The sequence below is a fragment of the Williamsia muralis genome (genome assembly GCF_051487485.1).
GTDB classification, from domain to species: Bacteria; Actinomycetota; Actinomycetes; order Mycobacteriales; family Mycobacteriaceae; genus Williamsia; species Williamsia muralis_B.
This window is the reverse complement of the sequence record NZ_JAHVCV010000001.1, coordinates 109427-124471: the sequence shown is the minus strand read 5'-3', so window position 1 is coordinate 124471 and position 15045 is coordinate 109427. Positions and strand designations below refer to the sequence as shown.

The 15045-nt window shown below is 65.2% G+C and carries 14 protein-coding genes and 1 pseudogene; 9 read left to right on the top strand and 6 right to left on the bottom strand.

All coding sequences use genetic code 11. The features are described 5' to 3' along the window. Positions 1 to 87: 87 nt before the first annotated feature. The 3 genes and pseudogenes from KXR83_RS00625 to KXR83_RS00615 all read right to left on the bottom strand — a co-directional run bounded on the left by KXR83_RS00625 (position 88) and on the right by KXR83_RS00615 (position 2325). Entirely contained in the window at positions 88 to 825 is a 738-nt protein-coding gene (locus KXR83_RS00625; RefSeq protein WP_437423585.1) for a LysR family substrate-binding domain-containing protein, read from the bottom strand. After that, positions 814 to 969, bottom strand: a pseudogene (locus tag KXR83_RS00620) (helix-turn-helix domain-containing protein); the annotation flags it as partial. The pseudogene KXR83_RS00620 and the gene KXR83_RS00625, both read right to left, overlap by 12 nt. Before the next feature lie 144 nt (positions 970 to 1113). Continuing rightward, complete coding sequence (locus KXR83_RS00615) at positions 1114 to 2325, bottom strand: acetyl-CoA C-acetyltransferase (protein WP_437423123.1); 1212 nt, start codon at positions 2323 to 2325, stop codon at positions 1114 to 1116. 135 nt (positions 2326 to 2460) lie between these two features. On the opposite strand from KXR83_RS00615, the gene KXR83_RS00610 reads away from it, so the two are divergent. Continuing rightward, positions 2461 to 3693, top strand: coding sequence for a CoA transferase (locus tag KXR83_RS00610; RefSeq protein WP_437423122.1), 1233 nt, complete (start codon positions 2461 to 2463; stop codon positions 3691 to 3693). Beyond that, complete coding sequence (locus KXR83_RS00605) at positions 3690 to 4880, top strand: acyl-CoA dehydrogenase family protein (protein ID WP_437423121.1); 1191 nt, start codon at positions 3690 to 3692, stop codon at positions 4878 to 4880. The genes KXR83_RS00610 and KXR83_RS00605 overlap by 4 nt, the downstream gene beginning before the upstream one ends. Positions 4881 to 4905: 25 nt before the next feature. Here the strand turns inward: KXR83_RS00605 and KXR83_RS00600 are convergent, their stop codons facing one another. Together KXR83_RS00600 and KXR83_RS00595 are read right to left on the bottom strand one after the other, a co-directional pair. Continuing rightward, complete coding sequence (locus KXR83_RS00600) at positions 4906 to 6390, bottom strand: phospholipase D-like domain-containing protein (RefSeq protein WP_437423120.1); 1485 nt, start codon at positions 6388 to 6390, stop codon at positions 4906 to 4908. Positions 6391 to 6487: 97 nt separating this feature from the next. After that, entirely contained in the window at positions 6488 to 6937 is a 450-nt protein-coding gene (locus KXR83_RS00595; RefSeq protein WP_437423119.1) for a nuclear transport factor 2 family protein, read from the bottom strand. A gap of 138 nt (positions 6938 to 7075) precedes the next feature. Between KXR83_RS00595 and KXR83_RS00590 the strand changes: the two genes are divergently transcribed. The 7 genes from KXR83_RS00590 (at position 7076) to KXR83_RS00560 (ending at position 13761) form a co-directional block, all read left to right on the top strand. Beyond that, a complete protein-coding gene (locus KXR83_RS00590) occupies positions 7076 to 7372 on the top strand; it encodes a hypothetical protein (RefSeq protein WP_023954574.1) in 297 nt (98 codons plus the stop codon). A gap of 27 nt (positions 7373 to 7399) precedes the next feature. Beyond that, entirely contained in the window at positions 7400 to 8602 is a 1203-nt protein-coding gene (locus KXR83_RS00585; RefSeq protein ID WP_437423118.1) for a sensor histidine kinase, read from the top strand. A gap of 43 nt (positions 8603 to 8645) precedes the next feature. After that, a complete protein-coding gene (locus tag KXR83_RS00580) occupies positions 8646 to 9482 on the top strand; it encodes a LytR/AlgR family response regulator transcription factor (RefSeq protein WP_437423117.1) in 837 nt (278 codons plus the stop codon). After that, positions 9479 to 9856: a hypothetical protein gene (locus KXR83_RS00575; protein WP_437423116.1), complete on the top strand. Its 378-nt coding sequence runs from the start codon at positions 9479 to 9481 to the stop codon at positions 9854 to 9856. Before KXR83_RS00580 ends, KXR83_RS00575 begins: the two co-directional genes overlap by 4 nt. Before the next feature lie 9 nt (positions 9857 to 9865). Beyond that, a complete protein-coding gene (locus KXR83_RS00570) occupies positions 9866 to 11629 on the top strand; it encodes a cation acetate symporter (RefSeq protein WP_437423115.1) in 1764 nt (587 codons plus the stop codon). Between the two features lie 138 nt (positions 11630 to 11767). Continuing rightward, positions 11768 to 12130: a DUF485 domain-containing protein gene (locus KXR83_RS00565; RefSeq protein ID WP_437423114.1), complete on the top strand. Its 363-nt coding sequence runs from the start codon at positions 11768 to 11770 to the stop codon at positions 12128 to 12130. Continuing rightward, on the top strand, positions 12127 to 13761 hold the full coding sequence (locus KXR83_RS00560; RefSeq protein WP_437423113.1) for a solute symporter family protein: 1635 nt from the start codon (positions 12127 to 12129) through the stop codon (positions 13759 to 13761). The genes KXR83_RS00565 and KXR83_RS00560 overlap by 4 nt, the downstream gene beginning before the upstream one ends. 418 nt (positions 13762 to 14179) lie before the next feature. Here KXR83_RS00560 and KXR83_RS00555 read toward each other — a convergent pair whose 3' ends face one another. Next, positions 14180 to 14968, bottom strand: coding sequence for a sulfite exporter TauE/SafE family protein (locus tag KXR83_RS00555; RefSeq protein WP_437423112.1), 789 nt, complete (start codon positions 14966 to 14968; stop codon positions 14180 to 14182). Positions 14969 to 15045 lie beyond the last annotated feature (77 nt).

Genomic DNA, 15045 nt, shown 5'->3' with positions numbered 1-15045 from the left:
GTTGCGGGTGGGGCCGGAAGTTCCGAATATCAATCGGGTGATAACCCTGGGTTATCGGACCGCCCGCGATAACCCGAGCGGAATGGTTCAGAGGTCGAGCACCTCTCCGAAGTTCCATTCGGCCTGAACATGGCTCACCATCGCCTCGGCCTCCCGGCTCAGGTGCCGGGGGTTCCACGCCAGCGCTGTGTAGCTGGGCGGGCGGTTCGCAATCGGGACGTAGACGATGCCGGGTCGCTCGTACAGTCGGGCACATGCCGAGGTGGTGAAACTGATCCCGAGACCACGGGAGATCATCGTCGTCTCCGTTTCGTACGTGGCCGCGACCGCCGCGATCGTCGGTTCACGTCCTGCGCGAGCATCCATGCCCAGCCAATAGTCGCGCCAGGTGCCCGCGCTCATCGGGGCACAGACGATCGGATCGTCGAGCAATTGCTCGATGACGACCTCATCTGCGCCGGCGAGACGATGGTCGCGGGGCAGGCAGGCCACCCAGTTCTCGGAGTCGAGGATCAGCATGCGGTGCTCGTCGAGATCAACCGGGGGCCGGATCAGCGCGACTTCGCTCGTGCCGTCGGCGAGGCCGGCGGTCGGGTCGGCGAAGTCGTACTCCGCGGTCTCCACCGTGACGTCGGGGTGCGCGGCCTCGAAGTGACGAACAACCTTGAACAGCAGGTCCGCCCCGGTGCCGATGAGATAGCCGATCCGCAGTGTGCCGTCCAGAGTCCGCGACCGGGTGACAAGGTCATCGATCGCGAGGTCGACGCCGTGCAACGCCTCCCGTACGCGCGGTAGCCACTCGCGTCCGGTGTCGGTGAGCGACACCTCTCGGGTGTTACGGGTGAACAGTCGGACGTCGAACTGCAACTCGAGTTGTTTGATCGCCGTCGACAACGCGGGCTGGGAGATGAACAGCTTCTCGGCGGCCCTGCGGTAGTTCAGCTCGTCGCCCAGTACGGCGAAGTAGCGGAGTTGGCGAAGTGTGACCTCGGTGCTCGTCGTCGTCCTCCTTCACTCCGAAAACCAGGCGACACAAGAGATAACGACTGGTCATCGATAATTACGCAGCCTAACGGACCAGCGGTCGGAAGGCCGGTCAAGTGCAGAACGACCTCAGCGAACAATCTCGAACACCGCGGCCAACCCCTGCCCGCCGCCGATGCACATGGTCTCCAGCCCGTATCGCGCATCTGTGCGGCGCATCTCCCGGGCGAGGGAGGCGAGCATTCGCCCGCCCGTCGCGCCGACCGGGTGACCGAGCGAGATCCCCGAACCGTGAACGTTGGTGCGGTCGAGGTCACCGGCACCGAACTCCCACTCCCGCATCACGGCGAGGGCCTGGGCCGCGAATGCCTCGTTGAGTTCGATGAGATCGATGTCCGACAACGTCAATCCGACCTTGGCCAGCGCCTTCTCCGTTGCCGGGACAGGACCGATGCCCATCACCTCCGGCGCCACGCCGGCGATCCCCCACGACACCAGCCGAACCAGCGGATCGAGGCCGAGTTCAGCCGCCTTTTCGGCAGTGGTCACCACGCAGAGCGACGCCGCATCGTTCTGGCCGCTGGCGTTGCCTGCGGTGACGGTGGCATCGGAGTCGTCAGCAGCCATGATTGGACGCAGTGCACCGAGCTTCTCCAGAGTCACGTCGGCACGTGGATGTTCGTCGGTGTCGATCACCTTCTCGCCGCCGCGAACCGAGACACCGACCGGGATGATCTCCTCGGCCAGGACGCCGTCCTGCTGTGCGGCAACCGCGCGTGCATGAGAGGTCACCGCAAGCTGGTCTTGTTCGATGCGGCTGATGCCATACCGGCGGCGCAGATTCTCGGCAGTTTCGATCATGCCGCCGGGCACCGGGTGGTGCCTGCCACCTGCCGTGGACCGGGCGCGGACGAGGCTGTCGTGCATCTGGACGCCAGTTCGCGCGGCGCCCCAGCGCATGTCGACCGAGTAGAACGACGCGTTGCTCATCGATTCGGTGCCACCGGCGACCACGAGTTCGTTGTCGCCGTTGCCCACCTGGAAAGCAGCCTGGATGACGGCCTGCAGACCTGATCCGCACCGGCGGTCGACGTGCATTCCCGGCACGGTCACCGGCAGGCCGGCGTCGAGGGCCACCACGCGGCCGATTGCAGGGGCTTCACTGTTGCCGTTGCAGTGGCCCAGGATCACGTCTTCGATCAGGTCGGGTGCGATCCCGGTGCGATGGATCAGGCCGGTCATGGCGGCAACACCGAGATCGACGGCGCTCAGCGACTTGAACATTCCGCCATACCGACCGATCGGGGTCCGAATCGGCTCACAGATCACCACATCGCGCACATCGGCTCCTCTCAGCGGATCCATCATGCACGTCGAAGACCGAGAACATGGTGGGTCGGTGCATATGGACCTTCGGGCCGATGCCGGGCAGGGTGTTCCCATGACCATTTGCCTGCAACCCGTGGACCGCCTGCGGTGACCGACGTGCCGACCTCGCCCCTGAAGGGGCTGCGGATCGTGGAGGTGTCGAGCTTCGTCGCCGCCCCTCTCGCGGGGATGACACTGGAAGCACTTGGCGCCGAGGTCATCCGAGTCGATCCGATCGGCGGAGCCGCGGACTATCACCGTTGGCCGGTCACCGATGAAGGTGAATCCATCTATTGGGCGAATCTGAACAAGGGCAAACGGTCGGTCGCGGCCGACTTCCGCGACCCCGAGGCGATCGCACTGATCCGAGATCTCATCACCGAAGCCGGTGTGCTCGTGACGAATGCGGCCGGACGAGATTGGCTGGACTACGACTCCCTCGCCGCGATCCGTCCTGATCTCATCCACGTTCAGATCCTCGGCCGCGCCGACGGTTCCGGTGCCCTCGACTACACGGTCAACGCGGCCACGGGGTTTCCGCTTGTCACCGGCCCAACGACCACTGCGGGTCCGGTGAACCATGTGTTGCCGGCATGGGATGTGGCGTGCGGTCTGTACGCGGCGCTGTCGGTGGCCGCGGCGGTGATCCGTCGATCGGAGACCGGCGCCGGTGCACGGGTGGTGCTGCCGCTGGAGGATGTCGCGCTGGCCACCACCGGGCATCTCGGATACCTGGCCGAGGCGCAGCTCGGCGGCGATGATCGACCGCGGGTGGGTAACGGAATCTACGGCACGTATGGTTGCGACTTCCCGACAGCCGATGGTGAGCGGCTCATGGTGGTTGCGATCACGCCCCGGCATTTCCGCGACCTCGCCGAGGTCACCGGAACGACTGAGGCGGTCAGAGCGGTGGAAACCGCACTGCGGGTGGACTTCACGAAGGACGGTGACCGCTACCGACACCGCCGGGTACTCGACGGTTTGTTCGGGGTGTGGTTCGCCGAACGCACTGTGGACGAGGTGGAGGCAGCCCTCGCGACGACGTCGGTGGTGTATGAACGCTACCGCACCTTCGCGCAGGTTGCCTACGACCCAAAGGTTCTGGAAAACCCCATGTTCGGCCGGGTCGAGCAACCGCGCATCGGCAGCTACCTGGCACCGACCACGCCGATGACGTTCGAGGGCGCCCATCCACCCGTCCGTCCCGCACCGGCCAACGGCGACGACACGGCACACGTGCTGGCGACATACCTGAACCTCACCGACGCGCAGATCGCCGACCTCCACAACCGCGGCGTGGTGCGCGTAGCCACTCGACCAACCACGAAGGACACCGAGTGACCCGACTCGCGCAAACCCCAGGCCTCACCGACGTGCAGAGGGAGATCCTTTCCACGGTGCGCGATTTCGTGGAAAAGGACGTGATCCCGAACGCCCAGGAACTCGAACACTCCGACACCTACCCTCAAGCTCTGGTCGACACGATGAGCGATATGGGACTGTTCGGGTTGATGATCCCCGCGGAGTACGGGGGACTCGGTGAGTCGTTGCTGACCTACGCCCTGTGTGTCGAGGAGTTGGCGCGCGGGTGGATGAGTGTGTCGGGTGTGCTCAACACCCACTTCATCGTGGCGTACATGATCCGACAGCACGGCACTGCTGAACAGAAGTCGCACTATCTGCCGCGGATGGCGACAGGGCAAGTGCGCGGTGCCTTTTCGATGTCAGAGCCCGAGCTGGGATCGGACGTGGCCGCAATCCGTACCCGCGCCACACGCGACGGCGACGACTACCTCGTCAACGGCCAGAAGATGTGGCTCACCAACGGTGGAAGTTCCACTCTCGTCGCGGTTCTCGTGCGCACCGACGAAGGGTCGGCGAAGCCGCACGAGAACCTCACCACGTTCCTGGTCGAAAAGCCGGTTGGGTTCGGTGAGGTGGCGCCTGGGCTCACGATCCCCGGCAAGATCGAGAAGATGGGCTACCGGGGCATCGACACCACCGAGCTCTTCTTCGACGACTACCGGATCTCGTCGGACATGGTCCTCGGTGGCAGCCCCGGCCAGGGATTCCGGCACATGATGGACGGCATCGAGGTCGGCCGCGTCAACGTCTCGGCCCGCGCATGCGGTGTTGCACTACGCGCCTTTGAACTCGCCGCGCGATATGCACAGCAACGCAGCACGTTCGGCAAACCCATCGCGCAACATCAAGCCATCGCGTTCTCGCTGGCGGAGATGGCGACCAAGGTCGAGGCGGCGCACCTGATGATGATCAACGCTGCGCGGCTGAAGGACTCGGGAGAACGCAACGACGTTGCCGCCGGTATGGCCAAATACCTGACGAGTGAGTACTGCTCCGAGGTGACCCAGGCCAGTTTCCGTATCCACGGCGGATACGGCTACTCGAAGGAGTACGAGATCGAGCGTCTGATGCGTGAGGCGCCGTTCCTGCTCATCGGTGAAGGCACCAGCGAGATCCAGAAGACCATCATCAGCAAGGGTGTGATGCGCACATACGCCCTGTAGAAAACCTATCGGGCACGAAACCGGCTCAACGGTGGGCAGATTGGCGTCGAGCCAAGCGTCTGCGGGCGAGTTCCCGGTACGTCCGCTGGAACAACGACGACGGTGCCTGCTCGGGATCCATCAGCTCGTTCTCGGCGAGGGGGTTCTCCTCGCCGTCGATGGCCTCCCGGTCGAACTCCACCAGCGTCTTGCCTTCTCCGCGAAGCGCATCGACGGTGGCCACCAGTGAATTGTGTTTCGTGAGCGCGTCCATGAAGCCCTCGGTTCCGACGTCGAGGTGCTCGCCGAGGAGGCGATCGCGAACGTGCCGAATGCTTGCCCGGTGCTCATCGGCGGTGGCATCGTCGTCGCGGATCTCGACGGCGAGGTCGCATTCGCTGTCGAAACCGAGCGAGCGGTTGTTGAGGTTGGACGAGCCGACCCGCAAAACACTGTCGTCCATGATGAGAATTTTGGCGTGCACGTAGATTGGCTCACCCCCTGTCGTCACGGGATGGAATGCACGGAAACGGTTGTGCACGTCCGCCTTCCACAGGAGCTTGAGCAGTCGGTGGCGGGCACCGTCCATGGTCTGCTGTCCGAGCCAGCCTTCGGCGTTGCGTGGCAGAACCACCATGATCTCGGGGCCGTCGGGCTCGCCGAGACGCTTGGCCATTGCTTCGGCGATGGTCCGTGACGCCAGATACTGGCTCTCGATGTAGAGATAACGCCGCGCACTCGCGATGGCTGCCAGGTACAGCGCCTCGATCTCCCGCACCTCGTCGCGGCCCGGAATCTCCGGCAGGGTGCGTGCGACGGCCACGTCCACCGACTCCAGCGTGGGGACCAGTCCCTTGGGCCACTGGTCACCCTCGGAATCAGCGGCTATCTGCTCGAGCGTTGTGCCGGTCGCGGCCTTCCACCGGTCGCGGGCCATCTCGCCGATCGCTCGCGCGGCGTCCCCGTCGACGGCCGTGGTCGCGTCATGCCATGGGCCGTAGGACTTTCCGCTGGGTTTGGTGCGGAAGTCGTTGCTGTCCTTGTGGTCTGAGGTGTCCCACCGGTCGACCGTCATGTCGATGCCGCCGCAGAACGCGAGCTGGTCGTCGATCACCAAGATCTTCTGGTGATGTGCGGCGCCCACGGGGTGCGCGCCGTCGAGTTCGAAGTGCAGGCTTTCGTCGGTCAGCCAGTTCTCGACGAAGATCGGGGCCATTCCCCGGGTCATGGCGGTCAGAGCGCCGAGATTCCACTTCAGCAGGTGGATGTCGAGGCCGGGCCGGTGTTTCGGCAACCACTTGAGGAAATCGCCGAGACGATTGGGGCCTTCCAGGGTCTGGCCGCCCGGCTCGAGCTTGATGCGGGTGTCGAAGTCCCAGCCGATCAGAATGATCCGATGGCGTGCCTCGAGCATGGCCGACTTGGCGTAGAAGAAGTAGTCGGCGGCATCGATGATGCAGGCGAGGCGGTCGGCTCGAGCGATCTGCCAGCAGGTGTCGCCGGGAACCAGCACTCGGCTGTCTTCGGTCACTGATGTCCTCGACTTCTTCGATGAATAGCGATGCTAAAAGTACATGGTCCGGTTGGACTCATCCATTCGGCGGCGCTGACCAGCGAAGCGAGGGTGCTCAGTCGGTGACGGGAGCGGGTCGCGTCCCGCGAAGATGCCTGCTGACGTCGCCGACCAAATCGATGGTGACCACCCGTTCGGTGAACTGCCAGCCGTCGGCGGTTCTCGTGAAACGATCCCGGTACCGCCCGGCGATGATCGGCTGCAGCGACAACCCGGACACCGCCTGAAGGACCGTGAAGTACGACCGCACGGACGCTGACGTGCCGTCGGTCTCGAGGTGGATGTTCGTCGTCACGTGCTTGGTGCGGGGAGTGCCGTCGTCGTAGGTGATCACGGACTTCTCGAACATCTCCGCGATGGCATCGGCGCCGGTCAACGACCCTTCTGCGCTGCCGAACGACGCATCCGCGAGCAGCTCACCGACACCGGAGAAGTCACCTGCATCGACCAGTTCGGCGTACGACGCGATCAGGTTGGTGATCGCACGTTCGTCGTTTTCGGCCACGGCAGGACAGTAGGCGATCCATACAGGCTTTGTGTACGAATACCGGTGTTGCAGTGCCTGCGGACGAACACAAACCCTGCACGGATCGGTGTTCGGTTGGCATCGGAACCCAGGCGCTCAGCAGTTAGAGTCGCTGGTGTGACCTCCACTTACACCGCACCTGTTGTCGCTGCCGGACTCATCGGTGGCTTCGCCGCCGCCAGGTACTCGGGACGCCGTGAACTCGGCGGAGTCGTTCTGGCCGCGGCCGGCGCCTGGAGCACCGCCCAGTGGTGGCAGACCAAGGGACCTGCTGTGGCGGCCCCGCTGCTCGGTGGCTACCTGTTCGCATTCGGGGCCTCGCATCCTCTCGCCAAGAAGATCGGCGCGTGGCCGTCGGTGCTCACCGTCACCGCGGCAACCTCCGCAGCCGCGTACGCCCTCGGCGACCGCTAGTCCGGTCGCGAGCGTGATGACCCGCTGATGTCCGGTATCGCGCTCACCCTCGCGGTCATCGCCGTCCTGCTTGTCGTGGTGGCGGTGCTGGCCCTGCGCGTGCGCACCCGGCCGACGCTGACGACGCCGGCCGAACGCGTCGTTCACGCAACACTTCACACGGCTTCACTCGCGGCTGTCCCGCTACGCCGCGGCCTGGGGGCCGACTCGGCGGCCGAAGCAGCACCGCATCTGCGGGAGCTGACGTCTGCTGATGCGCTCGGTCTTGCTGACGCGGACGGAACGCTCCTGGCCTGGACGGGGCCACACGAAGCGCTGATCGACGCCTTTGCCCAGGCCGCGGTGCGCGCCGCCGACGAGGGTCGCCGCATCCTCATCAAAGCTCCCGACCTCGACGAGCCCGGTGTGCGCGCGCTCATCGTGCAGCCACTGCTGCTCGAGGATTCCGCATCGGTGGGGGTGATGGGGGTGGTGACGCGCATCCAGCCGGGGCCGGGCATGTTGTCGGCGATCACGGAGGTTGCCCGATATGCGGGGAGCCAGATCGAACTGGCCGAACTCGATGCCTCTCGGGCTCGGCTCGACCGCGCCGAGGTGCGGGCCCTGCGTGCGCAGATCAGTCCGCACTTCATCTACAACGCACTGAACACGGTCGCGTCCTTCGTGCGCACCGACCCCGACCAGGCGCGCGAGCTGATCCTCGAGTTCGCGGACTTCACCCGGTACTCCTTCCGGTCGGCAGGTGAATACACGGTGCTCGCCGACGAACTCCGGAACATCGATCGCTACCTCACCCTGGAGCGGGCCCGTTTCGGCAGTGCCCTGCAAGTCCGCCTCCAGGTGGCCCCAGAGGTGCTCAACGTGGTGCTGCCGTTCCTTGCCCTGCAGCCACTGGTCGAAAACGCTGTGCGGCACGGTATCTCGAGCAAGCCCGACGGTGGCACGGTGATCATCGTCGCCGCAGACGAAGGCACTGACTGTGTGATCAGTGTGGAGGACAACGGGGTGGGAATGGACCCGGATCTGCTGCGATCGGGTGATCTCGACGCCATCGTGTCCGGTGCCACCGCGACTGCGACCGAGTCCGCACACGTGGGTCTCGCCAACGTCGACGACAGGCTGCGGGCAGCATTCGGCAACGACTACGGTCTGGTGGTCGAGACCGCGCCGGGAGCGGGAACCAAGGTGAGCATGCGGGTGCCGAAATTCCGCCCGGGCATCTCCGCGTGAGAAGAGCCGCGAGGACCGATGTGCGTGGCACCATGGATGCGTTGTGACGCAGACACCGAACACTTCAGGACGACCGGGCCGGCATGCGCTGACCGTGCTCGCCGTGGATGACGAATGGCCCGCGCTCGACGAGCTCAACTACCTCCTGGGTGCTCAGGAGGCCGTCGGAGAAGTGCTGACTGCAGGCGATGCCACCACTGCCCTGAGGTTGATCAAGGACCGTCCGGGATCGATCGACGCGGTGTTCCTCGACATCAACATGCCCGGACTCGACGGCCTGGAACTCGCGGGTGTGCTGGCCGCGTTTGCGCACCCGCCGGCCGTGGTGTTCGTGACCGCCCACGAGGATCGCGCCGTCCGGGCGTTCGACCTCGGGGCCGTCGACTATCTCCTCAAACCACTGCGAGCACAGCGTCTGGCGGAGTCCGTTCGCCGGGTGCTCGAGCACAGGGAGCAACGGGGAACATTGACCCCCGCGGGTTCCCGGCCGGACTCCGCGGCGGACGGCGACACCGATGAGGTGATCCCGGTCGAGATGGGTGGGACCACCACGCTGGTGCCCCGGTCGACGGTGAACTGGGTGGAGGCCGACGGCGATTACACCCGGTTGCACACCGCCACCGGTTCGCACCTGGTCCGCATCCCCATCTCCACGCTCGAGGATCGTTGGCGCGACGCCGGATTCCTGCGGGTTCATCGGTCCTACCTCGTGGCCTTGCCCCTGGTCACCGGCATCCGCACGGTGGGGTCGGGGACCGTGGTGTGCCTGCGTTCGGTCCGGGACGGGCGGCCGGTCGAACTCCCGGTCAGTCGTCGGCACACCCGTGAGCTGAAGGACCGCCTGGTGCGGATTCCCCGGCAGACCCGGAACGCGCCGTGACGTCGCCCGCCGACGGTCAGCCGCGGCCCCGTGAGCGGGTGGTGCTCGCCAAGCGGCGTGGGGCCCGCCGGGTCCGGTCCCGGGTGGAGGTGCAAGAGCAGACCGAGGTCGGTGACGCCCTCATCCGCGGGTTGATGCGGGCGCAGCTGGGGCTGGCTCTGCGGCTCGCCGGGTTCACCGTGGCCATGTTGTGTGCGATCCCGTTGCTGTGGGCGGTTTTTCCCGATCTGTCCGAGGTGACCGTATGGGGGATCCGGCTGCCCTGGGTGGTTCTGGGAGTGGGCGTCTATCCGGTGCTGCTCGGGGTCTCGTGGATGTACAACCGGCTTGCCGACCGCAACGAACAAGAGTTCGCCGACCTGGTCGACGATTGACCGTCCGCCATGGAAACCATCACCGGACAATCGGTACCGACTGCGACCTTGCTGGCGCTGATCGCCGCGGCGGTGGCGACCGTGGCGATCGGAACGTACGGAGTGCGGCTGGCGCGCACCACTTCTGACTTCCTGGTCGCCTCGCGCAGTGTCGGGCCGAACTGGAACGCCGCCGCGATCTCCGGCGAATACCTGTCGGCTGCATCATTTCTCGGCGTAGCGGGCCTGATCGCGAAGTATGGGACCGACGCACTGTGGTACCCGATCGGATTCACCGCCGGCTACGTCGGACTGCTGCTGTTCGTCGCGGCACCACTGCGGCGATCAGGGGCCTACACCGTTCCCGACTTCGCCGAATTCCGTCTCGGGTCAACACTGTTGCGCAAGCTCGCAACCGGCGTGGTCGTGTTGATCTGCATCCTCTACATGGTCCCTCAGCTCCAGGGCGCGGGACTGACCCTCAACATCCTGCTGGGTACGTCACCGTGGGTGGGGGCAGTGCTGGTCGGGGTCATCGTGATCGCCAACGTGATCGGCGGCGGCATGCGGTCGATCACGTTCGTCCAGGCTTTTCAGTACTGGCTCAAACTCACGGCCATCGCGGTGCCTGCGATCGTGCTGGCGATCCACTTCTACGGAGAAGACCAGGAATTGGGGTCGGCCGCCCCTCCCACCGTCGCCGAACAGACCACCGTCGACGTCACCACTGACGTGGTGGTGCAGGTCAACAGCGACCTCTGGGTCACCGCGGACGGCACGGTCGACGGTGGGGAGGTGAGCGGCCCGATCAGGCTGACCGCGGGCGACCATGACGTCAGTGCGGGTACGTCTTTGGTGCTGGCGCCGGGCGCGGCCGTACCGGTGGTGTCGGGTGCGCCGGCCACCCACGATCAATGGGCCACTCCCGGATGGGGATTCGGTGGCGACCACCCGATGTACCAGGTGTATTCACTGATCATCGGCATCTTCCTCGGCACCATGGGATTGCCGCATGTCCTGGTCCGCTTCTACACAAACCCCGATGGGCGGGCCGCCCGCGCAACCTCGTTGGCGGTGGTGGGTCTGCTGGCGGTGTTCTATCTGTTCCCCACCCTGCTCGGCGCATTCGCACGACTGTGGGTGCCGCAACTGCTGATCACCGGTGCATCCGACGCCGCGGTACTGCTCCTTCCTGGATCGGTGGTGTCCGGGCTGGGCGGACAACTCCTGGCCGCGCTGGTGGCCGCGGGAGCGATCGCGGCGTTCTTGTCCACCTCGTCGGGGCTGCTGGTGAGTGTGGCCGGCGTGCTGAGTACCGATGTCTTGCGTGGTCGGGTGCGGGACTTCCGGATCGCCTCGCTGCTCGCCGGACTGGTGCCGTTGTTCCTCGCGGTGGCCGTGACGTCGATCGACCTGTCGCGCACGGTGGGCCTGGTGTTCGCGGTGGCCGCGTCGACCCTCTGTCCGCTGCTGGTCCTCGGTATCTGGTGGCGCGGACTGACGGCGGCAGGCGCCGCAGCGGGGCTGATCGTCGGCGGGGTGGTCGCCGGGGGCGCGGCCCTGGCCACGTCGATCACCGGCATCGCCGACGTCCTGCAGGAAGGCTGGATCGCCACGATCATCGGCTATCCCGCAGCAGTGAGTGTGCCCCTCGCGTTCGCTTCGATGGTGCTGGTCAGCAAGCTCACCCCGCATCAGATCCCAGCCGATGTCGGCCGGCTGCTCACCAGGCTCCATGCGCCCGAACGTCTTGGTGTCGGCAAGGACCGAGAGGCGAATCTGCGGCCGGAGTAGGTGCCGTTCGTCGCGCTCAACCGACCGTTCATCGCACAGTTCGACAGCTCGCCGTGTGACTGCGACCACAGTCTTCTGCTGTGACCGGCATCTCACTAACGTCCCATACGAGCTTTTCCCATCACCCCAGGAGTCGTCATGACCACATCCGACCTGACCCCGGAGGCGTCGCCACAGCGACCCGCACCGGACGCGCAGGCATTCATCGACATGCAGGCAAGCCCTGAGTTCCAGGACCTTCGCCGCCGCCTACGCGTCTTCGTCTTCCCGCTGACGGCCTTCTTCCTCGCCTGGTACATGCTCTATGTCCTGCTCGCTACCTACGCCAGTGACTTCATGGCCACCAAGGTCTGGGGAAACATCAACCTGGGCATCATCCTCGGCCTGGGTCAGTTCGTGTCGACGTTTGTGATCACCGCCGTCTACGTCCGTTTCGCCAACCGTGACCTCGATCCCCGCGCTGCCGCGATCCGCGACGAGCTGGAAGGACCGCTCAAATGACCTCGCTCGCTGCAGGCGCCGCCTCTGTCGGCAACCCCGCGCTCAACATCGCCATCTTCGTGGCGTTTGTTGTCATCACCATGACGATCGTGATCCGCGCCAGCAAGACCACCAAGAAGGCTTCTGACTTCTACACCGGTGGCGGTCAGTTCTCCGGGCCGCAGAACGGCTTCGCGATCGCCGGTGACTATCTGTCGGCCGCGTCATTCCTCGGAATCGCCGGTGCCATCGCGGTTTACGGCTACGACGGCTTCCTCTACTCGGTGGGCTTCCTCGTCGCGTGGCTGGTCGCTCTACTTCTTGTTGCCGAATTGCTGCGCAACACAGGTCGTTTCACGATGGCCGACGTGTTGAGTTTCCGGCTTCAGGAGCGCCCGGTGCGGATGGCTGCCGCACTGTCGACGCTGACGGTCTCGCTGTTCTACCTGCTCGCCCAGATGGCCGGCGCCGGTGGACTTGTGGCGCTGCTGCTCAACATCGACGGCAAGTTCGGTCAGGGTGTCGTCGTCGCGGTCGTCGGTGTGCTGATGATCGCGTACGTCCTCATCGGCGGTATGAAAGGCACCACCTACGTCCAGATGGTCAAGGCGGTGCTGCTGATCGCCGGCGCCGGCGTGATGTTCGTCCTGGTGCTCTTCGCTGTGAAGGGCAACTTCTCGCAGTTGATCGCCGATGCCCAAGCCACCGTGAGTGGTTCGGCGAGTGAAGCCGTCGCCGGTCGTGACATCGCTGCACCGGGCGCCAAGTATGGCATCAGCGACATGTCCAAGCTCGACTTCATCTCACTGGGCATCGCTTTGGTCCTCGGCACCGCAGGCCTGCCCCACGTGCTGATGCGCTTCTACACCGTGCCCACCGCCAAGGAAGCCCGTCGCTCGGTCACCTGGGCGATCGCTCTGATCGGCGCGTTCTACCTGTTCACCCTGGTGCTGGGATACGGAGCCGCCAAGTCGGTGGGACCGGACAAGATCCTCGCGGCACCGGGTAAAGAGAACTCGGCGGCACCGTTGCTGGCGTTCGAACTCGGCGGAACCATCTTCCTCGCGGTGATCTCGGCGGTCGCCTTCGCGACAATCCTCGCCGTGGTTGCCGGCCTGGCGATCACCGCGTCGGCATCGTTTGCCCACGACATCTACGCCAGTGTCATCAAGCGCGGCAACGCCACCGAAGAACAGCAGGTCCGGGTCTCGCGGATCACGGTGGTCGTGATCGGTGTCATCTCGATCGTCCTCGGCATCGCGGCCATGGGACAGAACATCGCCTTCCTGGTGGCACTTGCCTTCGCCGTCGCAGCCTCGGCAAACCTGCCGACGTTGCTGTTCTCGCTGTTCTGGAAGCGGTTCAACACCACCGGCGCACTGTTCAGCATCTACGGCGGCCTGATCACCTGCATCGGGCTGATCGTGATCTCGCCTGCGGTGTCGGGCAAGCCGACCTCGATGTTCCCCGACGCCAACTTCGACCTCTTCCCGATGTCGAACCCGGGCATCGTGTCGATCCCGGCCGGCTTCCTGCTCGCGGTGATCGGTACCTACATCGGTGGCCGTCGCAAGGAGAACGCCGCCAAGCAGGCCGAGATGGAAGTTCGATCGCTGACCGGAGTGGGCGTCGAGAAGGCAGTGTCTCACTGAGTCTTCTGCTCGCTCCGCTCGCTTTGTCGGACGTGGCCATCAGGCGGTAGTTCTTCCTTTCTCCTCACATCGCTGCGCTCGCTCGTCGGCAGTCCAGAACGACCGCGGCCACATCCTCCGAAAGACTCGGCCCCACCAATTCAAATGGTGGGGCCGAGTTGGTTTGTCCGCAGGCTCGGGTTGCAGTCGGAGGGTGTGTGGTCGTGCGGGTAGTTCCTCCGACTTGGGTCAGATCCTCCGGTTGCAGTCGGAGGAAGTCGCCGAAACCGGAGGGTGTGGGCCGTGCGGGCCGAAGGCTGGGGTTGCAGTCGGAGGTTCTGTGGCCGTGCGGCTAGTTCCTCCGATTGCAGTCAGTTCCTCCGGTTGCAATCGGAGGAAGTCGCCGAAACCGGAGGGTGTGCACGCACGCCCCGGAAGGTCAGACGAGCAGTCGCCACAAACCGATCAGACCGACCAGGACGATGACGCCCCGCAACGCCGACGGTGACAACTTCCGGCCGTACTTGGCGCCGATCACTCCGCCGAGGAGCGAGCCGATGGCGATGAGACCGGCAGCGGCCCAGTCGATTCGGTCGAACGCAACGATGGTGTAGGTGACCGCGGCGACCACATTGACGATGAGGGAGAGCAGGTTCTTGGCGGCATTGAGGCGTTGCAGGTTGTCGGCGACGAGCACGCCCATCGCGCCCATCAGCAAAATGCCCTGTGCTGCAGTGAAATAACCGCCGTAGATACCGACGAGCAATGTCGCCCCGGTGACCAGGGCCAGACGCGTGGGACTGAGCACGGTGTCGTTGTTGTCGTCGACGGGTGCCGAGGCCATCCGAGAGGCTGTCCAACGCTGGATCCTGGGCTGAAAGATCACCAGTGCCAGTGCGAGGACGAGGAGCACCGGGACAATCGTCTCGAACGCCTTTTCCGGTAGGTGCAGCAGCAACCAGCTGCCGATGAGTGCTCCGACGAACGAGGCGGGGATCTGCCACCGCAGCCGCGGCCACTGTCCGCGCAGTTCACGCCGGTAGCCCCACGTACCCGATACGCCGCCGGCCACCAACCCGATGGCGTTGGTCATCGTTGCGGTCACCGGAGCGAATCCGAACGCAATCAGTGTGGGGAACGTGATGAGTGTTCCGCTGCCGACCACCGCGTTGATCGCACCGGCGCCCACGCCGGCGAGCAGGATCGCGACCACTTCCCAGACAGACATTGCTTCACCGTGCCACGGACGTCGAAGCAGGTTGGTAGCGGCCTGACGTAGCGGAGGCCGGCGTGTGATGACGCAGA